This is a genomic window from Cytobacillus spongiae, from assembly GCF_021390075.1.
Map to the genome: position 1 here is coordinate 224,568 of NZ_CP089998.1, position 24,077 is coordinate 248,644.

Annotated in this window: 26 protein-coding genes and 1 other annotated feature; of the genes, 18 read left to right on the forward strand and 8 right to left on the reverse strand. The window is 41.2% G+C overall.

What is annotated here, in order from left to right; genetic code table 11:
- Positions 1-279: 279 nt before the first annotated feature.
- The 3 genes from LS684_RS21595 to arsC are packed head-to-tail and all read left to right on the forward strand — an operon-like array spanning position 280 to position 2,385.
- Positions 280-627, forward strand: a complete 348-nt coding sequence (locus LS684_RS21595; RefSeq protein ID WP_225003116.1) for an ArsR/SmtB family transcription factor — start codon at positions 280-282, stop codon at positions 625-627.
- Positions 628-638: 11 nt separating this feature from the next.
- Positions 639-1,937 (forward strand): arsenic transporter, encoded by a 1,299-nt coding sequence (locus LS684_RS21600; protein ID WP_169215826.1) that lies wholly within the window; start codon positions 639-641, stop codon positions 1,935-1,937.
- Between the two features lie 28 nt (positions 1,938-1,965).
- Positions 1,966-2,385 (forward strand): arsenate reductase (thioredoxin), encoded by a 420-nt coding sequence (gene arsC, locus LS684_RS21605; RefSeq protein WP_169215825.1) that lies wholly within the window; start codon positions 1,966-1,968, stop codon positions 2,383-2,385.
- Positions 2,386-2,519: 134 nt separating this feature from the next.
- Here arsC and LS684_RS21610 read toward each other — a convergent pair whose 3' ends face one another.
- Positions 2,520-4,097 (reverse strand): M4 family metallopeptidase, encoded by a 1,578-nt coding sequence (locus LS684_RS21610; protein WP_432418850.1) that lies wholly within the window; start codon positions 4,095-4,097, stop codon positions 2,520-2,522.
- 339 nt (positions 4,098-4,436) lie between these two features.
- Between LS684_RS21610 and LS684_RS21615 the strand changes: the two genes are divergently transcribed.
- The 4 genes from LS684_RS21615 (at position 4,437) to LS684_RS21630 (ending at position 7,428) form a co-directional block, all read left to right on the forward strand.
- Positions 4,437-5,120: a Type 1 glutamine amidotransferase-like domain-containing protein gene (locus LS684_RS21615; protein ID WP_233811863.1), complete on the forward strand. Its 684-nt coding sequence runs from the start codon at positions 4,437-4,439 to the stop codon at positions 5,118-5,120.
- Between the two features lie 68 nt (positions 5,121-5,188).
- Positions 5,189-5,932 carry a class I SAM-dependent methyltransferase gene (locus LS684_RS21620; RefSeq protein ID WP_233811864.1) on the forward strand — a complete coding sequence of 248 codons (744 nt, stop codon included), beginning with the start codon at positions 5,189-5,191 and terminating at the stop codon, positions 5,930-5,932.
- A 197-nt stretch (positions 5,933-6,129) separates the two neighbouring features.
- Positions 6,130-6,675, forward strand: coding sequence for a TVP38/TMEM64 family protein (locus LS684_RS21625; protein WP_233811865.1), 546 nt, complete (start codon positions 6,130-6,132; stop codon positions 6,673-6,675).
- A gap of 195 nt (positions 6,676-6,870) precedes the next feature.
- Positions 6,871-7,428 (forward strand): GNAT family N-acetyltransferase, encoded by a 558-nt coding sequence (locus LS684_RS21630; RefSeq protein WP_233811866.1) that lies wholly within the window; start codon positions 6,871-6,873, stop codon positions 7,426-7,428.
- A gap of 97 nt (positions 7,429-7,525) precedes the next feature.
- On the opposite strand, the gene LS684_RS21635 is transcribed toward LS684_RS21630, so the two are convergent.
- Together LS684_RS21635 and LS684_RS21640 are read right to left on the reverse strand one after the other, a co-directional pair.
- Positions 7,526-9,091 (reverse strand): sodium/solute symporter, encoded by a 1,566-nt coding sequence (locus LS684_RS21635; protein ID WP_233811867.1) that lies wholly within the window; start codon positions 9,089-9,091, stop codon positions 7,526-7,528.
- Positions 9,091-9,456: a hypothetical protein gene (locus LS684_RS21640; protein WP_225003124.1), complete on the reverse strand. Its 366-nt coding sequence runs from the start codon at positions 9,454-9,456 to the stop codon at positions 9,091-9,093. The genes LS684_RS21635 and LS684_RS21640 overlap by 1 nt, the downstream gene beginning before the upstream one ends.
- Before the next feature lie 384 nt (positions 9,457-9,840).
- On the opposite strand from LS684_RS21640, the gene LS684_RS21645 reads away from it, so the two are divergent.
- Entirely contained in the window at positions 9,841-11,091 is a 1,251-nt protein-coding gene (locus tag LS684_RS21645; protein WP_233811868.1) for a helix-turn-helix transcriptional regulator, read from the forward strand.
- Here the strand turns inward: LS684_RS21645 and LS684_RS21650 are convergent.
- The 3 genes from LS684_RS21650 to LS684_RS21660 are packed head-to-tail and all read right to left on the reverse strand — an operon-like array spanning position 11,078 to position 11,985.
- Positions 11,078-11,218: a hypothetical protein gene (locus LS684_RS21650; RefSeq protein WP_233811869.1), complete on the reverse strand. Its 141-nt coding sequence runs from the start codon at positions 11,216-11,218 to the stop codon at positions 11,078-11,080. The two genes, LS684_RS21645 and LS684_RS21650, sit on opposite strands and share 14 nt — an antisense overlap.
- The gene (locus tag LS684_RS21655; protein WP_225003795.1) at positions 11,208-11,753 is read right to left on the reverse strand and encodes a GNAT family N-acetyltransferase; all 546 of its coding nucleotides are present in this window, start codon (positions 11,751-11,753) and stop codon (positions 11,208-11,210) included. The genes LS684_RS21650 and LS684_RS21655 overlap by 11 nt, the downstream gene beginning before the upstream one ends.
- 52 nt (positions 11,754-11,805) lie before the next feature.
- On the reverse strand, positions 11,806-11,985 hold the full coding sequence (locus LS684_RS21660) for a hypothetical protein (protein ID WP_233812156.1): 180 nt from the start codon (positions 11,983-11,985) through the stop codon (positions 11,806-11,808).
- A gap of 96 nt (positions 11,986-12,081) precedes the next feature.
- Between LS684_RS21660 and rlmN the strand changes: the two genes are divergently transcribed.
- The 5 genes from rlmN to LS684_RS21685 all read left to right on the forward strand — a co-directional run bounded on the left by rlmN (position 12,082) and on the right by LS684_RS21685 (position 16,634).
- Positions 12,082-13,152, forward strand: coding sequence for a dual-specificity RNA methyltransferase RlmN (rlmN, locus tag LS684_RS21665; protein ID WP_225003127.1), 1,071 nt, complete (start codon positions 12,082-12,084; stop codon positions 13,150-13,152).
- A gap of 137 nt (positions 13,153-13,289) precedes the next feature.
- A complete protein-coding gene (locus tag LS684_RS21670; protein ID WP_233811870.1) occupies positions 13,290-14,138 on the forward strand; it encodes a DUF2785 domain-containing protein in 849 nt (282 codons plus the stop codon).
- 16 nt (positions 14,139-14,154) lie between these two features.
- Positions 14,155-15,561 (forward strand): Rossmann-fold NAD(P)-binding domain-containing protein, encoded by a 1,407-nt coding sequence (locus tag LS684_RS21675; protein WP_233811871.1) that lies wholly within the window; start codon positions 14,155-14,157, stop codon positions 15,559-15,561.
- Positions 15,562-15,800: 239 nt separating this feature from the next.
- Positions 15,801-16,103 (forward strand): hypothetical protein, encoded by a 303-nt coding sequence (locus tag LS684_RS21680; protein ID WP_169215814.1) that lies wholly within the window; start codon positions 15,801-15,803, stop codon positions 16,101-16,103.
- Positions 16,104-16,172: 69 nt separating this feature from the next.
- The gene (locus LS684_RS21685; protein ID WP_233811872.1) at positions 16,173-16,634 is read left to right on the forward strand and encodes a DinB family protein; all 462 of its coding nucleotides are present in this window, start codon (positions 16,173-16,175) and stop codon (positions 16,632-16,634) included.
- Positions 16,635-16,817: 183 nt separating this feature from the next.
- Here the strand turns inward: LS684_RS21685 and LS684_RS21690 are convergent, their stop codons facing one another.
- Positions 16,818-17,870 carry an iron-containing alcohol dehydrogenase family protein gene (locus LS684_RS21690; protein ID WP_233811873.1) on the reverse strand — a complete coding sequence of 351 codons (1,053 nt, stop codon included), beginning with the start codon at positions 17,868-17,870 and terminating at the stop codon, positions 16,818-16,820.
- A 163-nt stretch (positions 17,871-18,033) separates the two neighbouring features.
- Here LS684_RS21690 and LS684_RS21695 point away from each other — a divergent pair, with 163 nt between their 5' ends.
- The 3 genes from LS684_RS21695 to LS684_RS21705 are packed head-to-tail and all read left to right on the forward strand — an operon-like array spanning position 18,034 to position 19,443.
- Entirely contained in the window at positions 18,034-18,471 is a 438-nt protein-coding gene (locus LS684_RS21695) for a MarR family winged helix-turn-helix transcriptional regulator (RefSeq protein ID WP_233811874.1), read from the forward strand.
- Between the two features lie 15 nt (positions 18,472-18,486).
- Positions 18,487-19,122: a nitroreductase family protein gene (locus LS684_RS21700; RefSeq protein WP_169215810.1), complete on the forward strand. Its 636-nt coding sequence runs from the start codon at positions 18,487-18,489 to the stop codon at positions 19,120-19,122.
- 24 nt (positions 19,123-19,146) lie between these two features.
- Complete coding sequence (locus LS684_RS21705; RefSeq protein ID WP_233811875.1) at positions 19,147-19,443, forward strand: putative quinol monooxygenase; 297 nt, start codon at positions 19,147-19,149, stop codon at positions 19,441-19,443.
- 187 nt (positions 19,444-19,630) lie between these two features.
- On the opposite strand, the gene LS684_RS21710 is transcribed toward LS684_RS21705, so the two are convergent.
- A complete protein-coding gene (locus LS684_RS21710; protein ID WP_233811876.1) occupies positions 19,631-21,304 on the reverse strand; it encodes a ribonuclease J in 1,674 nt (557 codons plus the stop codon).
- 384 nt (positions 21,305-21,688) lie between these two features.
- On the opposite strand from LS684_RS21710, the gene LS684_RS21715 reads away from it, so the two are divergent.
- Positions 21,689-22,348, forward strand: a complete 660-nt coding sequence (locus LS684_RS21715) for an O-methyltransferase (RefSeq protein ID WP_233811877.1) — start codon at positions 21,689-21,691, stop codon at positions 22,346-22,348.
- A gap of 54 nt (positions 22,349-22,402) precedes the next feature.
- Positions 22,403-22,612 (forward strand) — a binding site (T-box leader).
- A 165-nt stretch (positions 22,613-22,777) separates the two neighbouring features.
- Positions 22,778-24,028 carry a tyrosine--tRNA ligase gene (tyrS, locus tag LS684_RS21720; RefSeq protein WP_233811878.1) on the forward strand — a complete coding sequence of 417 codons (1,251 nt, stop codon included), beginning with the start codon at positions 22,778-22,780 and terminating at the stop codon, positions 24,026-24,028.
- Positions 24,029-24,077 lie beyond the last annotated feature (49 nt).

Sequence of the window (24,077 nt, forward strand, 5' to 3'; positions counted from 1 at the left end):
GGGCTTTTAAATATCCTTTGAAGCGATGAGAAATGCTTGTCATGGAGTATTGGTACAGATTACTGATCCCTTCAGAGCCCTCTTTAACTCAAAAGCTTATCTGCACTCAATGAATTTTGTTTATGTCGGCTGGATAACTGAAAAAAATACAAATTAACTATTGAAATAAGCATATAAGTATTTTATTATATAAGCATTAGCTTATATGTAAAGCTCAACTTTAGATCTCTTACTATTTGAGCTTTCATAAGCAAGTAATATTGATTTGGGGGTGTTTCTATGCTTACTTCGTTAGTCGAAATGGATAGAGCGGCAATGATGCTGAAACTTCTTGGGGATAAAACCCGTCTAACCATGGTGAAACTATTAAGCACAAATGACTTTTGTGTATGTGAATTCGTAGAAATCTTCAAGATCAGTCAACCAGCTGTCTCTCAACATATCCGGAAACTAAAGGATGCAGGTCTTGTAAGTGAATCAAGAAAGGGTCAATGGGTTTTTTACTCTATTAACAAAGAATGCGATACATATCCTTTCATTCAAAGCTTGCTGGAACACTTACCAGATCAAGATTATCGAATGACACAATTAGAAAAACAAGGATTGCGTATTTCTTGTCAGGAGTAGGAGGACTTTACGTGTTATCAGTCATTTTAGCGACCATCATCTTTGTAGCTACATTGGTTTTGGTTATTTGGCAGCCTAAAGGTTTATCCATCGGCTGGTCTGCCTGTGGAGGAGCGGTTTTGGCGTTATTGGTAGGTGTGGTTGATTTCCAGGATGTTTTAGCTGTAACAGGCATCGTATGGAACGCGACATTAGCATTCATCGCCATTATCATTATATCTTTAATCTTGGATGAAATCGGCTTTTTCGAATGGTCTGCTCTGCATATGGCCAGAGCGGCGAAAGGAAATGGGATTAAGATGTTTGTTTACGTATCCCTGTTGGGGGCGGTAGTGGCAGCCTTCTTTGCCAATGATGGGGCAGCATTGATCTTGACACCGATTGTTTTGGCCATGGTGAGGAATTTGAAATTCGAAGAGAAGATGGTGTTTCCTTTTATCATGGCAAGCGGCTTTATTGCCGATACCACTTCATTGCCCTTGGTTGTCAGTAACCTGGTCAATATCGTGTCAGCGGATTTCTTCGATATTGGATTTGTTGAATATGCATCAAGAATGATCATTCCAAACTTCTTTTCATTGTTTGCAAGCATCCTGGTCCTCTATTTGTTCTTTCGAAAAAGCATTCCAAAGGATTATGATGCGAGCCAATTAAAGAAGCCGGTCGAAGCGATCAGGGACCGGAAAATGTTTAAGTTATCCTGGATCGTCCTGGGTATTCTTCTCATTGGTTACTTTATAAGTGAATCACTGAACATCCCTGTATCCATTATTGCAGGTGTTGTATCGATTTTCTTCTTGCTGATGGCTGGAAGAAGTTCTGCAGTCAACACGAAAACCGTCATTAAAGGGGCTCCGTGGGCAATAGTGTTCTTCTCTATTGGTATGTATGTAGTCGTATATGGATTGCGTAATGTAGGACTCACAGATGTATTATCCAATGTAATACAAGCTGCGGCAGATGAAGGGCTTTTCGTCGCAACGATATCAATGGGATTCATTGCAGCCATCCTGTCATCCGTCATGAATAATATGCCGACTGTGATGATCGATGCAATCGCCATAATGGATACAGATACGACGGGTGTGATCAGAGAATCACTTATTTATTCCAATGTCATCGGTTCAGACCTGGGCCCGAAAATAACCCCGATAGGTTCCTTGGCAACTTTATTATGGCTACATGTCCTATCTTTGAAAGGTGTTAAAATTTCTTGGGGGCAGTATTTTAAAACTGGAATCATATTGACAGTACCAACATTATTCATTACATTAATCGGGCTATATATCTGGTTAATGATCATTTCGTAAAACTAATTCATAAAGGAGCTTGATGAGCATGTCTAAAAAAACACTATACTTTTTATGTACTGGAAACTCTTGCCGGAGCCAAATGGCAGAGGGATGGGCGAAGCAACACTTAGGAGACGAGTGGGATGTGAGGAGTGCAGGGATTGAAGCGCACGGACTTAATCCAAATGCGGTAAAAGCGATGAAAGAAGCAGGAGTAGATATTTCTAACCAAACTTCGGACATAATCGATCCCGACATATTGAATAGTGCCGATTTAGTCGTCACTTTATGTGGAGATGCAGCAGATAAATGTCCTGTGACACCTCCCCACGTCAAACGAGAGCACTGGGGATTTGATGACCCAGCGAAAGCAGAAGGGACAGAGGAAGAGAAATGGGCCTTCTTCCAGCGTGTACGTGATGAAATCAGCCATCGCATCAAGACCTTTGCCGAGACAGGACAATAATCGTTAATAAAAGGCGAATCCTTCAGTACTTTCTTGGTACTGAAGGATTCGCTTTTTTTATTTTTCAACCTGGCATCTAACGATCATCATGGAAAAACCCAGTGGGGAAATCCGTTTCTAGTCAGGTGCACTCCTTATTTAATTCCAACTGCATCAAAAGATAGCTTTACTGCATTCACTTCTGCCGAACTGCTGCCATATATGTCAGTTGCTGATTGAACAGCTGCTGCTCGGGCCTGACTGAAAGTGGAGGAAGCTGTAAGGTATACAGTGTTCATTCGATAGTAGATGTCACCGAGCTTCTCACGTCCGATTCCAGGAACGGTGATGCCGTAATGAGTACCGCCTTCACTCAATAAGAAAGCCTGTTTGTTGATGATCCCGCTATTGGTATGAACCCCGCCATTATCAGCAGTTCCCGTATAACGCTTTGAGTAATGATCAGGATCGCCATATTTCGACGGGTCACTCATGGAACGGAGGGCATCTCCAGCAGTACCAGGCGTGTAGATATCTTCTCCAATTTCGAAATCCGGGTTCGATCCATTCTCATATTCAACCAATGTACCGAAGATATCTGAAATGGCCTCGTTCAATGCCCCTGATTCATTTTGATACACAAGATCAGAAGTAAAATCTGTCACAGCGTGAGTCAATTCATGTGCAACAACATCAATGCCTCCTGATAACGGGGCAAAGGTGGTACCGTCTCCATCTCCATACACCATCTGTGAACCGTTCCAAAACGCGTTGTTATATCCGCTTCCGTAATGAACGGATGACACTAACTTGGCACCTTGATTATCGTATGAATTACGGTTGAAGTGATCCTTATAGTAATCGTACGTGACTCCTGCGAAATAGTGAGCGTCCACTGCTGGAGCATCATATGCATCATTCAGGACATTATCGCTATCAGACCACAGTGTTCCCGGCAAGAAGAATTGCGGGAAGAACGTACGGTTGTTCATGTTGTATGTAAACACACCATTTCCCCTCGTATTATCCTGTAAATAGTACTTCCCGCTGGAAAGAGTGGTATTGAGAGGTTTTGAGTCACCCAATACCCCTTTACCCGTTCCCACTTGATTCGTCCCGGTTACTTCGTGCATGTCATTGTATTTATTTAATATCTTTCCTGTCTTTGCATCAATAAAATAATTCCAGTTACCAGGTGACGGCTCCAGATAATTTAAGTTTACAAAATAAGCGAAAGATGCAGAATCACCCTCTGAATAGACGACGAGTTCAGGTTTTGCGTCTTTTTCTAATTTTGGATCCAGCCCCAGGTCATTTTTTGCAATTTTTAAGGCTTTTTTCGCGTTTACTTTCTTCTTGGATGTAGACACTTTCTTATCTAAATCTGATACAACGGAACCCGAGAATGCTTGAAGCACCCCATTTTCTTTAACAACAGCAGACTGTGTTGATCCCCAAACAGGAACTCCCTTATATGTTTGCTGAATCCGGACTACTTTGTTACCAAGAGTGTCTTTTTCGACTGATAGGACTTTGAACTGCTCGTCCGCTTTTTGGTCAGAAAGTTTGAATGTTTTTTTGTTCTGCTCTACGAAAGAAAGGACGACAGACTCTGGTTTTTTTCCAGATGGAGACGATAGTAAGCCTGACACGAATTCCGGTGTTCCCGCTTTCTTGTTCATTTGGAAATGAGCTTTGTCTGAGGGAGCAGCCATTCCCCCGGTCGCCAGCATTCCAGATAGTAACCCGACTGATAAACCCACACTTATGATTTTTTTCTTTTTCAATCCAATTCCTCCTCATTTTCTAATAATTCTGTCAAAACAAGGATATCACAGGTAAGGAGAAGAGGGTATTGAGAAAATATAGGACTATATGCTGATAAGTACTAGCTTGAAAATGGTGCGATTCAGGAAAATTTTCATAATAATCCCTTAGAATTTCGAATAAAAAAATATGTCAGGGATGAGAGGGACGGACCTCTACTATTAAGATTTACAATTGAACGACTCCTTTTTATTGCTATAATGAACATGATGTGGAATCAGAGGTCCGTCCCTCTGAGGTGAAAGGTGGAGATAACCGTGAGTGGCTTGTATCTTTCCGGAGGTGGCGATAAGGAGCAGACCAAGGAGATTGATAGAATGTTTGCAGGTGAATTGGATGGAGGAAAGTCATTATTGTATCTTCCCATAGCTATGAATCCTGATGCCATTTCATACGAAGAGTGTTATAAGTGGATTCAGGATGTATTTGACCCTTTTGGTGTAAGGGACATTATCATGTGGGAAGACCTAAGGGAGAAAACACTTGATGATCTTATGGCATTTTCAGATGTGTATATTGGTGGTGGAAATACATTCAGATTAATGCATGATATTCTACAGAATGATTTTCACACTAAATTAATCAGGTTCATTGATGAGGGCGGAAGTATCTATGGAGGAAGTGCAGGCGCAATCATAGCCGGAAGCAATATAGGAACATGTTTACATATGGACGAGAATCAAGCTGGATTGAAGACGCTCAAAGGATTATGCCTGATGGATGACTTTGCGATATGGTGCCACTACGAAGAAGAAAATGATCATCTGATCCGATCTTTCATCAAAAGCTATGATAAGCCTGTCATAGCTTTGAGTGAAGAGACAGGACTTTACATAAAAAGTGGAAGCATTGTCGTTTTAGGTGCTAAACCAGCCATTGTTTTTGATGACGATTCAAAGAAGACTATAGAACCTGGTGGAATCATTTGAATGGAGAGACTGTTTTGCCGGGATTCTTAAATCACATAAAGAAAACCAGAAGAGAAGGAAGGTAAAGAATGAAACAAAATATTTATGATGACCCCACTTTTTTTCAGGCATATATGAACTTGCGTAAAAGCGGAGAAACGTATAATGACTACCTGGAGCAGCCTGCCATGAAAGAAGAACTGTCAGATCTTGAAGGGAAAAGCGTACTGGATCTCGGTTGCGGAACCGGTGGCTTAGCAAAATTCTGTGTGGAAAATGGGTCAATATCTGTAGTTGGAGTGGATATTTCAGAAAAGATGATTAACCAGGCACTAAAGGAAAATCAGGATGACAGGATTCAGTACGTTTGCAGTCCCATTGAAGACTTTAAAGGACCGCCAGCTTCATTTGACTTGATTGTCAGTTCTCTTGCCCTTCATTATATAGAAGATTACGATAGCTTAATTCGACAACTCCACACTTTTTTAAAGCCGGGAGGAGTATTTATATTTTCTACGGAGCATCCAGTTGTGACAGCGCGAAAAACCATGAAGAATTGGTGGAGAAATGAGAAAGGTGAAAAGCTTCATTGGGCCATGGATCACTACCGGGATGAAGGGAAGCGGGAACAGGAATGGTATGTAAAAGGGGTGGTCAAATATCATCGCACACTATCAACCTTAATCAATGGACTGATAACTCAAGGGTTCGTATTGGAAAGATTGGTTGAACCCCTTCCCACTGATAAAGGCCTGATGCTCTTGCCTAAAATAAAAAATGAAGAAAGAAGACCTTCCTTTTTAATCCTCGTATCATCCAAGAAAACCAGTTGAATTTTACAAGATACGAATCGATCTAAGAAGTGCATAAAAGGAATTAGAATAGAATTTGATCCTCTTTTTAACTCTTTCGAACCACACCTCCATTCTCTTGAAATAAAAAAGATAATGGAGTTGTGAAAGTGTTGTTCGACTAAAGCAGCATTTAAACATACACATCAATGGTCTATAACTTTAAGGAGAGAATGCAGTTGGAGGAATCCCTCTTAAATATATTTCGAGCGCTGGATCATTATGCAATTCTAATAAGTATCATTCTAAATGTGCTCATCAGTGTTCTTGGCATTATCCCCAGTTTTATCATTACAGCAGTCAATTTGAAATTTTTTGGTTTTGAACACGGAATAATGATTTCGATAATAGGAGAAGCGTTCGGTGCAATCGTTAGTTTCTATCTATATCGAAAAGGTATAAAAAAAATAGTAGATAAAAATATACTGAACAGGAAATATGTCACAGGCTTAATGACATCAGGAGGAATAGCAGCTTTTTTTATGATTATTGCCCTTAGGATATTTCCTTTTATCCCTTCAGGTGTTGTCACGTTAGCCGGGGCCATAAGCAAAGTGGGGATCATCCATTTTTCCGTTGCCAGCACAATAGGAAAAATACCTTCCCTTTTAATAGAGGCATACTCGATTCAGCAGGTGTTGCAATGGAATTGGGAAGGTAAAGTACTCTTATCTTTATTTTCATGCATACTAATAGGAATCATCTATATAAATAGAAAAAAATAATCACATTTGAGCACTGGTACCTTTTTTAAGGTAAGGAGTGCTACGAACGTATATGTTTAAGCAGAGGGCGCTAAGCCCTCTTTTTTATTTTGAAAAGATGATTGACAAAGTAGAGTAATTTCCTTATAATTTCAATAATTTTAAATATTACCAATCATCAACTGATGAAGAGAGTTTTAGTGAAGGAGTTTTATAATGAATCCCGTATTGATGGACATATCCACAGAAATTGAAACCGAAAGATTGCGATTAAGAATGCCTCAGCCCGCTGATGGAGCTAAAGTGAATGCAGCCATTAAAGCTTCCTTGCCTGAATTACAGCCTTGGCTGGGATTTGCCAGAAGCAATCCATCTGTAGATGATACGGAAACGAACACACGTGAAGCACATGCGAAATTTCTTACAAGAGAAAGCTTGAGGTACTTGGTTTTTCTAAAGGAGACCAATGAGTTTGTCGGATCTACTGGTTTTCACAACATCGATTGGACCATTCCTAAATTTGAAATAGGCTATTGGATTGATTCCCGAATGAGTGGCAAAGGCTACATGGTTGAGGCAGTAGGGAAATTAACGGAATTCGCATTGACTGAGTTGAAAGGAAAAAGAGTGGAAATAAGATGTGAATCAACCAATAATAAAAGTAAGGCCATTCCTGAAAGACTCGGTTATGAGCTTGAGGGAATTCTTCGGAACGAAGACCTGTCCGTCGATGGGGAGCGACTGACAGATACGTGTGTATATGGGAAAATATAACCTGTACAGATGCAATCAATACTTTTTTAAAAGAAAAGAAGAAAAGCATCAACTAGTCGTGACGCTTTTCTTCTTTATTTTTGACTCTTTACATGAGTTACGCGGCTTCAGACTCTTTTGAATGGACCTTCCTCATGAAATCGTTTACATCACCGGGTACTTTACGATCGATTTTAGAGACGATATACACAGAAAGGAAGCCAATAGGGACCGTGATTAACCCAGGTACATTGAATTGTAGAACTTCGGGGAGGCTGGTTTTAAAGAAAATCATATACATCGATGCTAGAAGACCAATAACGAGGCCTGAGATAGCACCCTTTTCAGTCATTCCCCTCCACCATATACCGAGAATGAAAATAGGGGTGAAGGTACTTGCGGCAACCGTAAATGCCAGTGCGACTAGATGTCCTATGGAAGCTTCTTTAACCATTAATCCGAGAATGCCGTACAGTACACCCAAAATGATGATTGAGACCTTTCCTGCCAATACACGCTCTCTCTCGGTAATGCTTTTCCTGAAGAATGTTGCATACAAATCATGTGCCAATGCACCGGAACTTGCAATGAATAAACCGGACAAGTTGGAGAAGACAGCAGCAAATGCACCTGCAATAACAAGTCCCAACAGCCATTCCCCTCCAAGGGCCTGGGCAGTAGAAGGTACGACCATGTTGTTTCCTCCTGCGATAAGATCCTTCATCACCCCGGGATCTGTATTTCCACTAAGGAAAATGGAGCGTCCCACGACTCCGAGATATACAGCAAAGAAGAAGAATACACTGGCAATACCGATGGCCATCAGTGCAGATTTTCGGGCAGCTTTAGCACTAGGATTTGTGTAGAAACGCAGCAAGATGTGCGGAAGGCCGATCGTGCCAAGTGAAAGTCCGATTGTCATAGAAATGGTTTGCAAGAATGAAGGAAAATAGTTACCTGTGCCTGTCCAAAGAGACCCGTCGAATGGAATATCTTTTCCATCAGATGAAAGTCCTGCCGTCCCTGATATCACACCTTTAAATTCATTGATGGATGCCAGGATTTCCTGATAGTGCAGTCCACCATAAATAGCCGCTCCCACCATAAGAAGAAAGGCCCCCAGCCGAATCCACAATTCAAGAGCCTGGTTAAGTGTCGTACCCTTCATGCCACCGACACCGACGTAAAAAATCATGACTGAACAGGTGAAGATGATTCCAAACTCATAACTTGTCCCAAAGAACATACTTAATATCTGTGCGGCACCAAGTAATTGAGGAGCTGCATAGAACCCTGAGATGGCCAATACGACCGCAACTGCAGCGAGTCGTGCCCGTTTGCTATGGAATCGATATGCTAAAAAGTCTGCAACTGTATAAGCCCCAAAACGACGAAGTGGACCGGCTACGAAGATTGCGAGCAAGGTTAGACCAATGGAAAAGCAAAAAGCATAATACGCTCCGTCATATCCAAGCTGATAAGTAAGACCTGCAATGCCAAGAAAGGTCGCTGCGCTTAGATAATCTCCTCCGATCGCCGATCCATTAGTAAACCAGTTAAAACTTCTTCCTCCTACAAAATAGTCTGAAGCTGTTGCATTACGTTTTGATAAATACGTGATATAAACGATGGTCCCCATTAAGAAAATCGTAAGCAGGAATTTGGGTTCTAATATAACACTCATCAATTGATCTTCCTTTCCTTAGAAGTTGCAGGGAAATGAATCTCTTGTTTCTTAACCTTTAGACGTTTCTCATAAAGAGCAGTATGTATAAAGGCGATGATAAAAGCCATGGCCATGGCTACGATGCTTGTGAAAAACCAGCTATACGTCATTCCTCCCCACATTCGTGAGAACATGAAACCTTCTGCATACCAATTCAATATAGGTATTGACAAGATAAAAATATAATAAAATACAGTCAGTTTAATACCCGTACTGAATTCACCTTTCATGATTTTTCTAGTTTCCGGATCGAGTGGCTCGAGCTCGCTGACATCTATTGTGTCTGCTTCCACATAATCATATTCTGAATAATCTCCTGCCATTAAAATCCCTCCTAAAACAGTTTGTATACTTCTTTTTCGCTCTGTTCGCACCGATTGTTGCTGTTAACATCATCTTTTAATGCTCTGTCAGCCAGTATGTGCCGGATGGTGATGGGGATGGCGGTCGGCCGAACCCCTGTAGCGGAAATGGACTTCTACTTTCTTCTATTGAACAGCAAAAAGGTTTATGGTAAGAGCCTCCTTTTTTGTGAACGTATCCTCCTTTATAGAATGTAAAATAGTGTTAAAATGATTTTACGATATTCAAAAGCGATTTACCTTACAATAAATTATCAGAAATATACAAATATTTAATCAAATCTTATTTTCATCCTATAATAAGATGAACGGAATCCTTCATTATGAAACTCTCAGAGAGGCAGTGTGGAATCTACAGTGTGTTCAATAAAATTATTTGTAAAGAATCAATTAGAGTATGAGGAACTCGAAGAATGGATTACAGAAGAATTCATGGCCAATATGATACTGGCAGAAGAAGCGCAGCCACAAATACATATTGCAATATACGAAGTAAGTACATGGCTTGATTGGGTGAAAATACACCGTATTCAAAAGCGTCATACCGGTTTCAGGATTATTGCTCTCCTCAAGCCTTCCTTATTATCAACACTCCCTCTTGCGCTTGAATTGAAACTTAGCAGTATACTTGTCAAACCAATCAAAAAGCATAAGCTTATTCGGACATTAAAGCAAATTTCAAGGGAGATTTCATACTCGGAGGAAAGCATTCGCCATGTGGATGAATCAGAAAAAGAGCTTATCCAGGGAAAACAAAAGAGCAATACCTTCCCCTTTAAGGAAACATTTTTCAGGAGGTTGCTCTCAGGTGACATAAATTCTGAAGAGGAATTGATTCAATCAAGTGCTCTCTTACCTGATGACGAAGGGCTGCCAAATGTGGTGTGTTTCATACAGGGTTTCATAAAATCCACGGTTGAGAACAAGGAGCAGGGCTGGCAAGCCTCGATACTCATTCAAGAACATTTTAGAGAGCGCTTTCAACTGATGGGGGTATCTTTTCTGTCATATCGTAAGCATTTACTTATGCTGATAAGGATTCCTTCTATGTATGGATCTTTAAAACACTGGAAAGAAGGGGAGTTAAGCATTATTGAAGTAATCGAGGAATTGGAGAAGGCGTATGGGATCCATCTTTATATTGGAGTGGGCACTATCTATCGTGAACCACTCCTCCTGCATCATTCCTATCGGGAAGCATATAAGGCGAGGCGTACGTCACCTTATGAGAGACTTTCCCTCCGTTACTATGAAGACATCACTAAAGACTACCAGATTCAAAAGAGCAAAGACTATATAGCTCGTAACTGTACTGATCATTTATCAATAAGACAAGTAGCGGATCAAATCAATATCAGTGTGCCGTATTTCAGCAAGATTTTCAAAGAAGAGACAGGGCGTAATTTCGTTGAATACGTTACCTATGTCAGGCTTCAGCGCGCGGTATGGCTGTTGAGGCATACAACCCATACGATTGAGCATATAGCTGAAGAACTTGGTTTCAACACACCAAATTATTTTAGTGGCACGTTTAAAAAATATGTAGGCCTTTCCCCGAGGGATTATAGACGAACGAAAGAAATCATGTTTTTTTAAATACATTGGGTGGTTTAAAACGTCCACCCAGAGTCAGATTCCCGCTCTTAAACTGTGGAATTCCTTCCAAGAAAGGCGCATCTATATTCGGAAGTGCCTCTTCAAAGATAAGCTGCTCACGTTTCATTCCAATCCTTCTTTAATAAACTGTACATTGCCAGATCCTCATAATGATCATAAAGCCATTGACCATCTCTGATGATCCCTTCCTTCTTAAAACCTAAACGCTCAGGAATCCCTATGCTCTTCTGATTGGATACGGCGCACTTGATTTCCACCCTGTTAAGGTTCAATTCAGTGAAGAGATAGCTTAACATTGAAGATATGGATCGTGTAATGATCCCTTTCCCTTGGGCTCCTTCAGAAAGAAGATATCCTATACTGGTACTTCTGGTTTTCCAATCAATATAATGCAACCCGATCATGCCGACTAACTTCCCATGATAACGAATCCCGGCATCGAACCCATTGTTGTCAGCGTAATTCCGGATCCAAATAGGTATGATCGGTTCAAGGTCCTCAGGGGATCGGCGTTTATCTACCCAGAGGAGCCACTGACGAAGGTAATCCCTGTTTGAATCTATCATTTCAAACAACTCCTCCTTGTGATGCTGTTGAAATAGTTCGATGGATATCTCTTGATCTACCTTGAATGAAAAAATGGGTATCAGCCCCTTTATAAATTTTAGAAGATTATACCATATATTGTGAGCCTTAAATAGAGTAATGGGCAATAATGAAAAACGGCACAAATTTAGATGGATCATGTAAATGGAAAGTTGAAGAATAGAGGAAAAATTGGATGGTTTCATTCGTCGGCTCAATGATTAAAGTACGCGCCACGTCCATTTCATCGTGTCTATTTAACATAAATACTGTATTACGGAATTCCAATTCTTCTCAACACTTATAAATCCCTTGAAACATTACCATACTTTAAGTAGTATAGATAAGTAGAAAATTGTAGAGTTTTTGAAATGAGGGTTTTAAATGGAGAAGAAATCCATATATGGATTGACATTAGAGCAACTAACCGCATGGCTGGTTGAAAACGGTCAAAAGAAATTCCGTGCTGCCCAGGTGTGGGATTGGTTATATAAAAAGAGAGTGACACATTTTGCGGATATGAAGAACCTTAATGCTGATTGTGTTCAGCTTCTGGAGGATCATTTTTATCTTCATACACTCACTCAGGAAATCAAGCAGGAATCAAAGGATGGTACGATTAAATTCTTATTCAAGCTTGAAGACGGAAACTTGATTGAAACCGTACTGATGCGTTTCAATTACGGTCTGAGTGTGTGCGTCACGACGCAGGTAGGCTGTAATATCGGTTGTACATTCTGTGCAAGTGGGTTATTGAAGAAGAATCGTGATTTATCCAGCGGGGAAATCGTTGAACAGATCATGAATGTGCAGCATCATCTCGATGCAGCAGGCAACGGTGAACGGGTCAGTCATATCGTCGTTATGGGTATCGGTGAGCCATTTGATAATTATGAAAATATGATGGACTTCTTCCGTGTCGTGAATGACCAAAAAGGTCTTTCAATCGGAGCCCGACACATCACAGTGTCCACAAGTGGACTAGCCGATAAAATTTATAAGTTTGCCGATGAAAACATTCAGATCAACCTGGCTGTTTCTCTTCATGCTCCAAACAACGAATTGCGTACGAAGATCATGAAAATCAATCGTGCGTATCCGTTAGAGAAATTAATGCCGGCCATTGATTATTATCTGGAAAAGACGAATCGACGCATCACGTTTGAGTACATCCTCTTGAGGGATGTGAATGATCATAAGGAAGAAGCGCTTCAGCTGGCTAAGCTACTGAAGAACAAGCGACACCTTTCCTACGTGAACCTGATTCCTTATAATCCAGTCGATGAACATAATCAATACCAGCGAAGTACGAAAGAAGCAATCGTTGAATTTTACGGTACGTTACTGGAGCACGGTATAAATTGTGGTGTACGTGTAGAACAAGGAACGGATATTGATGCAGCATGCGGTCAATTGAGAAGTAAGCAGATTAAGAAAGACAAAGTGAAATCTTAATAGAAGTGAAAAAGGCACATGAGTTCCTGCGTGGGATTTATGTGCCTTTTTGTCTGTTTAAGGATAAGGGGACACAACTTCCCGTTCCAATATGTGATAGGATGGAAATAGGATCATTAGAAGGAAGTGGATGCTGAATGATTAGTGAAGCTGAACTGAAAAGAGTACTACGAAGCGTAGATTTTTCCAATCCTGATTCAATTAAAGAATTGGACATGGAAAACATTCTAAAGGAAATGACCCTGCATATAGGTTCAAGCGACGGCGAGCTTAGGGATCAATTGATCTATACAAGTTTTTATAGGTTCATCGAAAGAGACTATCTATCAAACCAACAACTTGTATACCTTTTGGATACTTGTATGAATAAAGAGCATTTGTTTTTTGGCATCGGAAAAAAAGGGGATGATTCGGTTTTCACCCGGACATTTTCCTCTTTAGTCCTGGCTATAGTCCTTAAGAGAGATCGTCATCGTCCTTTTTTACCCACGGAAAAGGTTCAACAGGCATTCGAGGCATGCTTTCTCTATTTAGAAGGTGAAGAAGATACCCGGGGGTATGTTGAAGGCAAGGGATGGGCGCATAGTATTGCACACGGAGCCGATTTTTTGGTGGAAGTGATCCATCATCCCGCCTTTCCTGATGAGTTCCACAAACGTGCTCTGGAGATGATCAAAACCAGTTTATTGAAGGAGGCCGTTTACTGTGACGATGAGGAAGGCCGCCTGCTTTTTGCCATTGAAGCGCTCATTGATAGGGGAATGACTGATGAGACACTGCTTGAATGGACAGAAGACCTTGTTACGGCAGTAAACAGACATTATTTGAAAAAAGGATATTCACTTTATGTTTATAGAAACGTGACGAACGTATCAGATTTTCTCAGAAGTTATTATTTCCGCATGAAGTGGAAGGGGAATGGAAGTGACATCATGCACTTTATCGACAACGTTTTGGAAAAGTGGCATAACCACCAATTTAACTAAGAAAGGGGATCAACGAATGCAATCAGGACATCACGATATTACCATTATCGGTGCCGGAGTGAGCAGTGTCTTCCTGGCGTATACCTTAATGAAAATCAATGAACATGTTTCCATTCATATGATTGATCTTGGGAAAGAATTGAGTGAACGTGTATGTGGCTTAGATCAAGGTGGAGTGTGCACCTGTGACGGTAAATGCAGTAAATACATAGGATTCGCAGGTCTCGGGAAGTCAGAGGGGAAATTTAATTATACCAATGACTTCGGAGGAGAGCTTGGCAGGAAAATCGGTGCGCATGAAGCACGTAACTTGATGAAGGAAGTAGATGAGATCCTCTGTAAGTTTGGCGGAGGTGTCATCCCCTCTTATAGCACAAAAAATGAGGAGCTTTCCAGAAGAGCCGCTAAGGCCGAACTGAAGGTGCTCTCGACGGAAGTGCGCCATTTAGGAACCCGTTTGGCAGTGGAGGTTTTTCAAAAGATGTATGAATGTATGAAAGACCGTGTCACCTTCAGTTTTGAAACTCGTGTAGATTCCATCTCAAAAACGGAGGATGGGTTTCGCATATGTTCCAACAAAGGTGATTTCAAAGCCGGAAAGATCGTGATCGGCACAGGAATGAGTGGAAGCTCATGGCTGAAAGAAATAGCTGCATCACTTGGATTGAATCAAGGCGAAACACGGCTGGATTTAGGGATGCGTGTAGAAATGAAAGGTGATCAGCTTCGCTCGATTTTAACAGAAACATTTGAAACCAAGCTGAAGATCGAAAGGGATTCCTTCAGTGCCACTACCTATTGCATGAATCCCAATGGCAGGATCATTAGAAAACACCAGCATGGTCTGGTGATGCCTGACGGACAAAATGCTCGTGAAGAAGATGTGCCAAGCGCAAATCTAAACTTCAGCTTGTTTGTTCCACGCTATTATCCCAGCCATACCGAGGCAATGGAAGCTGCAACCGGCATTATTGGAGGGATTAATGAAGACCGTGGGCGTATTGTCGTTCAAAGGTTGGAAGATTTCAAGCTTTATCGGAGAACAGAAACGTTGAAGGGGAATCTTATAGGTCCATCCCTCATAGCAGACTGTGGAAATATCAAGGAAGAGCTTCCTGAATTGGATTGTATGGCGATGGAGGAGTTTATGGCCTCCCTTGAGAAACTTATTGGGGAAGGTATTCATGGGGATACCTTATTGTATGGACTGGATGCGAAATTTTATGAACCCAAATTACAAACGGACCTGTACTTTGAAACTGAAGTACCAGGCCTGTATTTAATAGGGGATTGTTCAGGTGAAACTCATTCTTTATCTCAGGCGGCCGCCAGTGGAATATATGTAGGACGATACCTAGGAGGACAGTATTTACCTTTACATGATAACCTTCCAAATCGTTGTGATCATCCTTCCGTTAGGTAAGAACAGGAAGGATGGGTGTATCTGGTTCATGGAATAAAGGAAGAGCATCATATTCAAGGAGTATTAAATGTTGTCCGGATCCCATCCAGATTGGGTATGCAGTCGTTCCTCATATATATGAACGTTCCCTGAATCTTAACAGCAGATCAAGAATAACACCGGTGCTTCTTTTTTCATCGCTGTCTATTGGACTTGAATAAGCTGCATCAAGACACTGTTGTACAAAAGGGAGGTGTGACATGAATTATTTAGGCCTGTTTTACCTATTTGCATTCATATTATTATTTTTCTGGGCCAGTAAGCTTGATACAGGCAAGTATAAGGTGTTCATATACTGTTTTGTTGCGACTTTTGTAGGTCCCATTTATTCCAGCGATACGGACGACGGGAAGATAGAAATCTGGTTTCCGGTGGGATTTACAGTAGCTGTTCTTTATTTGTTAGGGAACGAGCGGGGCGAATCTGTAAAATGGAAAGCGGCTTTTCTTGGAGTCATCATTGGAATCATTCAAGCTGTCAAACAAAACTGGTCCATCCTGTAATAATTGAAGGAAGAATGGTTGATGAATTTCTCCTAAACTACTAAACAAACAATGATAGGTTGTGATGGAATGCAGGAACTTTTTTCTTATAATTGGAAGATTCGACAAGATTGGTTTGAATGGTGCACGGAAGTTGATCAGGATGAACTGATCAGAGAGCGCTCAGGAGGGATGGGGAGTATTTTGAAGAACCTCTTTCATGTAGTGGATTGCGAACAGATTTGGATAAATCAGCTCCAAGGGAAGCCTGTAATGAGAAATGATATCCATCGTATATCATCCCTGGATGAAGTCATATCGTTTTCAGAGCTGACCCGTAAACAAACGGAAAGCTTTTTGTCTCTATGGACTCCAGCGTATGAAAAAAAAGAATATAACATGACATCCAGATCTGGTAAGTCATACAACTTTTCGTATAAGAAAATTTTACTGCATGTGGTGACACATGAGGTTCATCACATAGGACAGCTATCCGTATGGGCAAGGGAAATGGGGAAAAAGCCCATTTCCTCCGATTTCATTTTCAGATAATACTGAGCTACCCTTCTACTCAGTTCCAAGGATATCCTTCCGAAGTAAAGGCGGGTGGTGGATTCGATTCGTATCAAGTCTTATATCCACTTTTGGAAAGGCCAGAGGTACGGATCTATACTTGGACAAGACAAAAATATGATCAGCCGAGAGGTTTTCCAATCCCCTTGGCTGATCTTAGTATCAGGAAAAGATATCCCTCAATCTCTCATCCTCATCTACAATCTCCAATGCCCTCTGCCGATAATCATCGTCATGTAAATAGGTGTAACGATTAGGTTTAATCGAGGGACTCATTGAAATCGCTTCTATAAAATCTGCTTTTTGTAACCCGATCGTTTTCACATATTCAAAAAAGCCGGTTCGAGTAAACACTTTCTCTATCCGTTCTATCCTATGCTCTTGGACCTTTGCCATGATATAGGTGGCTACACCCACTTGTATGCCGTGCATTTGCGAGGTTTCCGAAATGCTTTCAAGGCTGTGGGAAATCAGGTGCTCTGACCCGCTGATTGGAGCACTATTTCCACTGATGACCGTCGAAATGCCTCCCATCGTCAATGAGCTGACCAGTTCCTTTAGAAACACTTCATTTTTCAAGTCATCCATGGGTGTCCGGATAAAGCTGTTCACAGCTTTCTTACTGAGCATGTAGGCAAATGCATTTATAGAACCAATCCCCTTTTTCTCTTCATACTCCCAATCATATAGGGCAGTCAGGTTCGACATAAGATCCCCGACCCCTGCAAGGATAAAGCGATCAGGTGCGTGCTTGATGATATCTAGGTCTACAATTATTCCATAGGGCACTTTGGCTGGAACCGTCGTCTTTTTTCCATCGACGATCAATGAGCAATTGCTGCTTGCGAAACCGTCGTTCGATGGGGATGTGGGAATCGAAATGAAGGGACTTCTTCTTGAAAAAGCTATATATTTCCCGTAATCGATGACTTTACCTCCTCCTACGGCAATCACCACATCAAAGGGGGGAAATGAGAATGCGGAAGAAATTAACCCATGGATATCCAATGTATCCTCCAACATGACACACTCTATAGAGAGATAGGACAAAGAGGTTTCGATTGTTGTCTTTAAAGTGGAGTAAGAGAACGTATCGAATAAGACTATTGCCGATGAGAATGGGTGTTTTTTGAAAATAGTATCCAATTGAGTTGTTACTCCTGACCCAATTTCTAAAATCGATGGAATCGGTACGTTTGTTACGCTATCTGACATAATGATATTCTCCTTTCACTATACTTTTCCACAATCCATACCGGGAATCCTTTAATTTGGTACCTTTTCTCCAGATTCAAATGTTTGACTTTAGAAAACACATGTATTATATTAATTGACAGGTCAACAATTGACCCGTCAATTAAATGAGGAGGAGGAGGCTGTGTCAAATTCGTGTCGTGAAGAAGAGAAGATAATCGTACAACTCAATGATATTTATAAACAAATGAGCCCAAAGTTCGAGCGCTGTACCGGGATCAGTCAGTCACGTCTGGACCTCTTGCACAAACTATTTGAAGTGGATGAGATAAGTCAAACCGCCCTTCAACGGGAAGTGAATATAGATAGTGCTGCCGTGACCAGGCACTTAAAGCAGCTTGAAGGAAAAGGAATGGTTTCCCGTCGGAAAAATCCTGAAGACAACAGAATCACCTTTGTCCGTCTCACCGATGATGGCAGGGGGAGGATAAAAGCTTACCGGGAAGAAAAGGAACTCTTCATCTCGAAAGTCTTTATGAATTTCACCAAAGAAGAGCGTTCAGCTTTATCAGGTATGTTGAATCGCATCCAGGTTAATGTTCAAAATATTGAATACAAGTAAAAAGGAGAATGTCTCATGAATCAAACAAAACTAAATGACTTTAACGAAATCATTACAGGACGCAGATCGATCCGTAACTATGATCCATCTGTAAAAATCAGTAAAGAAGAAATGACAGAAATTCTCACTGAAGCGACTCTTGCGCCGTCTTCTGTTAACCTTCAGCCTTGGCGCTTCGTCGTGATTGACAGTCCGGAAGGGAAAGAAACCCTTGCTCCTCTTGCGAAATTCAATCAAACCCAAGTGAAATCATCTTCTGCCGTGATTGCAGTATTTGCAGATATGAACAGCCTTGATTATGCAGATGAAATTTATGATAAAGCAGTCGAAGAGGGGTATATGCCTGCAGAAGTTAGAGATACACAGCTTCCTGCGATCAAGGGATTGCTCAAGTCTTTATCATTTGAACAGTTTAAAGAGATGAACCTCATTGATGCAGGATTAGTATCCATGCAACTGATGCTTGCTGCACGTGCACACGGATACGATACAAATCCGATCGGTGGTTACGAAAAGGATCAAATTGCAGAAGCATATGGCATGGATAAAGAACGTTATTATCCTGTTATGCTGATTTCAATCGGAAAGGCTGCAGAAGAAGGATATAAATCGGTCCGTCTGCCTATCGAAACCATTGCGGAGTGGAAATAACAAATCGGAAAGAGGAGAAAAGATATGATCATCATTCATGCACAGTTCCAAATCACCCCTAATAAAGAGCAAGCATTTTTAGAAGAAATCCGTTCTCTTGTGGCATCATCGAGGGAAGAGGAAGGCAATGTTTCCTACGATCTAATGAAGGATACCGAGAAAGAAAGTGTCTATACAATGGTAGAAGTATGGAAGGATTCAGCGGCTGTAGAGACTCATAATACGAGCAAGCACTTCACTTCATTCGTGGGAAGAGCTCCGGAATATCTGGCAGCGCCTTTAGATGTGAAAATTTATGAAGCAAATAAGGTTGAGAGATAGTGGTTAGGAGAGCACCCGGCATCGGCCGGGTGCTCTTTTATGTTCTTCAGATGAATTTCTAATGTTCACTTTTCTTAACAATCAAGCATTACAAGTACAAGTTTTTTTAATAGTGATACAACGATGCCAAGAATCCCTTCCATAGTGATTCTAAATTAATGAGATCAAAGTCTAGACAGCAATTCCATCATACCTCGATAATAATCGGCAGAAGTACAGGCTTCCGCTTCAAATGTTTGAAAACATACTGTCCAACGTCTTTTTTGATAGCCTGCTTCATTTCTTTCCAATCACGTATGTTTGCCTCGGATAAATCATCGAGAACTTTTTTCACGAGATGGTTGATCTCGTTTAATAAATCCTCTGAGTCACGTACAAATACGAAACCTCGGGAGACTGTATCAGGGCCGGAAATAACCGTATGATCCGATTTGTTCAGGGTGATGACGATGATCAGCATCCCATCTTCAGAAAGCTGTTTACGGTCCCGTAAAACAATTGATCCAATATCACCGACACTGAGGCCGTCCACATAAGTATCACCTGCTGGAATGGTGCGGGTTTGCCTGGCTGCTGAACTCTCAATATCGACGACATCTCCGTTTTTGATGATGAAGGTATTCCCAGTTTCAACCCCGACGGATTCAGCGAGCAAACGGTGATGATGCAGCATACGGTATTCTCCATGAATAGGGATGAAATAGGTGGGTTTCATTAACGTTAGCATCAATTTTAAGTCTTCTTGATATCCGTGTCCCGACACATGCATGCCGGTGGTACTGCCGCTGCCATAGATCACATGTGCACCGAGTTGAAAAAGGTTATCTAAAATGCGGGATACGTCTTTTTCGTTGCCAGGGATGGGAGAGGCAGCAAGAATGACTGTGTCTCCAGGGTAAACGTAGACGTCTCTGAATCTTCCGCTTGAAAGTCGACCAAGGGCGGCCATCGGTTCACCTTGACTGCCCGTGCAAAGAATGGCGACTTTTTCAGGTGGGAGAGCATCGATTTCACGTGCATCAATCAACATCCCTTCAGGAACAGTCAAATATCCTCTTTCCATGGCAATCGAAACGACATTTATCATGCTCCTTCCCAATAGTGCCAGCTTCCGGTTTGTTTTAATGGAGGCATCGACCACCTGTTGGACACGATTGATATTCGAAGCGAATGTCGAGACGAAGACCTTTCCGCCTGCCTTCAAAAAGGCCTCATCCATGTGATTTCCCACCATTTTTTCAGAAGGTGTCAGACCCCCTCGCTCCGCATTCGTACTTTCAGAGAGCAGTACCAACACCCCTTCATCACCGATCCGAGCCATTTTGTGGATATCTGAGGATTGGTGATTTGCCGGAGTTAAGTCGAATTTGAAGTCACCAGTATGGACGACATTTCCTTCCGGGGTATGGAAGACGATCCCTAAACAATCCGGGATACTGTGACTGACCTTGAAAAACGACACATTAATCGTGCCGAGATTCAAGTTGGATTGTGAGTCGACGGTTACAAGTTTCGACTCTCTCATCAGCTTATGTTCTTCTAGCTTGAGTTCGATTAAACCCAGGGTGAAATGAGTAGCATAAATAGGTATGTTTATTTTTTTGAGCAGATAAGGTATACCGCCTATGTGATCTTCGTGTCCATGAGTGACGATTAATCCACGTATTTTATCCCTGTTTTTCTCAAGATACGTAACATCGGGAATAATCAAGTCTATACCCAAGAGACTTTCATCCGGGAATTTACCTCCACAGTCAATGATGACGATATCATCACGGTGTTGGATGACGTACATGTTTTTGCCGATTTCATTGATTCCGCCTAATGCAAAAATGGATAAAGCCTGTTCATTTGTATGCAAGAATGAACCCTCCAAGATTAACTGTTTTGAGTTATTATTCCCAAATGGTGTGAATTCATCAAGAGTCTTTATGTTACAGAAGGGACCCAGTAATATAGTAGGTTTTTTATAATAAAAAAATTTCCAAAGCAAAAGATTTACTTTTAAGTGAATAATGGATGGATCAGAAGGAATTTACAGTATTTCACTAGAAGTAAAGTATAGGGTAAAAAAGTGCTTTCTGCCCATCAATACTAACCAGTTTATTTTATGAATAGTCCAATGTTGAAGAAAGGCGTGATTTTTACAGAAGCCCAAACGATTCCTGAATGAAGTTGAAGGAAAGAATGATCATGATTAATTGAAAAAGTAATCAAGTTTGTACATACACAAGGAGTGATATGAATGACATCAGCCGAAACGTGGACGAAGGTAGATGAATATTATACCGGTAAACTACAAAAATCAGATTCAATCATGGATACCGTTTTACAAGCCAATCATGCTGCGGGTCTGCCTGCTATCGACGTGTCCCCGAATCAGGGGAAATTCCTTTCATTGCTTGCCCAGCTTAAAGGGGCCAAAAGGATACTGGAAATCGGAACACTTGGCGGCTATAGTACCATTTGGCTTGCCCGGGGTCTTCCGGAGGATGGACGACTTGTAACATTGGAATATAGTGAAAAACATGCAAAGGTGGCAGAACAAAACATTCACAATGCCGGTTTCGATAATAAAGTGGAAATCAAAACAGGAGCTGCCTTGGATACATTACCGACTCTTGAAGGTCCCTTCGACTTCATTTTCATAGATGCCGATAAACAAAATAATGCCAATTATTTAAAATGGGCACTCTTATTATCACAGCCTGGTACGGTCATCATTACGGATAATGTGGTTCGGGGTGGAAAGGTGATCGAAGAAAGGGGTGATGATGAAAGCGTTCAAGGAGTAAGGACTTTCGTGGACATGTTATCTGAAGAGGCGCGCATCGATTCGACAGCCATTCAGACTGTCGGATCCAAAGGATACGATGGGTTCGTCATAGGAATTGTAAAGGAATAAAAAATGATTGCAATTTTCTTTCCTCTTCTGTAAAATAAATGAAAATTCAAAATCATACATGTCATGATAGGAATCAGTAGTGACTTATCTCCCTGTTGCAGAGAGCTGATGCTTGGTGAAAATCAGTACACAGATAAGAGCGAATTACCTCCTTAAACATTCTTTGTGAACATTGAAGTAGCAGAGAACGGCCGGTCCGTTATCCGTATTGAGTGGAAGAGAGATCTTCAATGAGGGTGGTACCGCGTAAACCACGTCCCTTTGTATAGGGACGTGGTTTTTTGGCGTTGAAAGGCGAAAGGAAGTATGTATGAACAGGAGAGTTGGTTATAGGGGGAATATGACCTTTTCGTACTATCTCATCATTCTTCATCTCGTTCAAAGAAGGGTCAATGTAAAAAATGATACTAACAAGAAGGGGGAAACATCATGCTGCACAAATGGGAATCACTCTCAAAACATCAACAGAACGAAGTCGAAAGGCAATTGGCTCAATACAAAAATGGCGTCCAGGAGATCATACCAGAGGCTGAATTGAAGCAGAAACTTGTGAACTCCATTTCTAAGGGGGAACCTCTAAAAATCAAACTGGGACTCGACCCTACTGCCCCGGATGTGCACCTTGGCCATACAGTCGTATTGAATAAATTAAGGGAGTTTCAGGAAAATGGTCATATCATCCAGCTCATCATCGGTGATTTCACTGGTAAGATCGGGGATCCGACAGGGAAATCTGCTGCAAGAAAACAATTGACTGAAGAGGAAGTGAAAGTCAATGCCCGGACATACTTTGAGCAATTCGGAAAAGTCCTGGATCAAGAGAAGGTGGAGCTTCATTACAATTCCCGATGGCTGTCGACTTTGGATCTTGAAGATGTCATTCATCTTTCATCAAAGATCACGGTGGCGCGGTTGATTGAAAGGAATGACTTTTCCACCCGTTTATCTGAAGGTAGACCCATTTCACTTCATGAGCTTTTTTACCCGATGATGCAGGGATATGATTCTGTTGCCCTAAAAAGTGATGTAGAGCTTGGTGGTACAGATCAGCAATTCAATGTATTGATGGGAAGGCATCTTCAAGAACATTACAACCAGGAAAAGCAAGTAGTTATATTGCTTCCATTATTGGAAGGTCTTGACGGTGTGGAAAAAATGTCGAAATCTAAACATAACTATATTGGCATTAATGAAGAACCTAATCAAATGTTTGGGAAGACCATGTCGATTCCTGATGAGTTAATTACGAAATACTTTGATCTTATCACCGATCTGTCATTAGAAGATAAGAGGAAGACCGTTAAGGATATAGAGGAGGGCACCCTTCACCCGAGAGATGCCAAAGTACTGTTAGGTAAAACCATCGTCAGAATGTACCATGGTCAAAAGGCAGCTGATCATGCAGAAAAACAGTTCAAGGAGGTTTTTCAAAAAGGGGCTCTTCCAGAAGACATTCCTGAAGAAGAATGGAGAGGGGTGGAGAAGGTCTCGGTTGTGGATCTCCTTGTCTCTTTAAACATGCAAAGCTCTAAGAGTGAAGCACGCAGGATGATCCTAAACGGAGGAATCAGAATTGATTCAAAGAAAGTGTTGGATGTACGTTCTGTAGTGTGGATTGAAGATGGAATGGTTGTACAGGTTGGGAAGAGAAAGTACAAGAAGCTTAGATGGAAAAGGTAGTTCTTTTACTCCTTTTTTTATGACAATCTTACACATTTAAGGTATAATT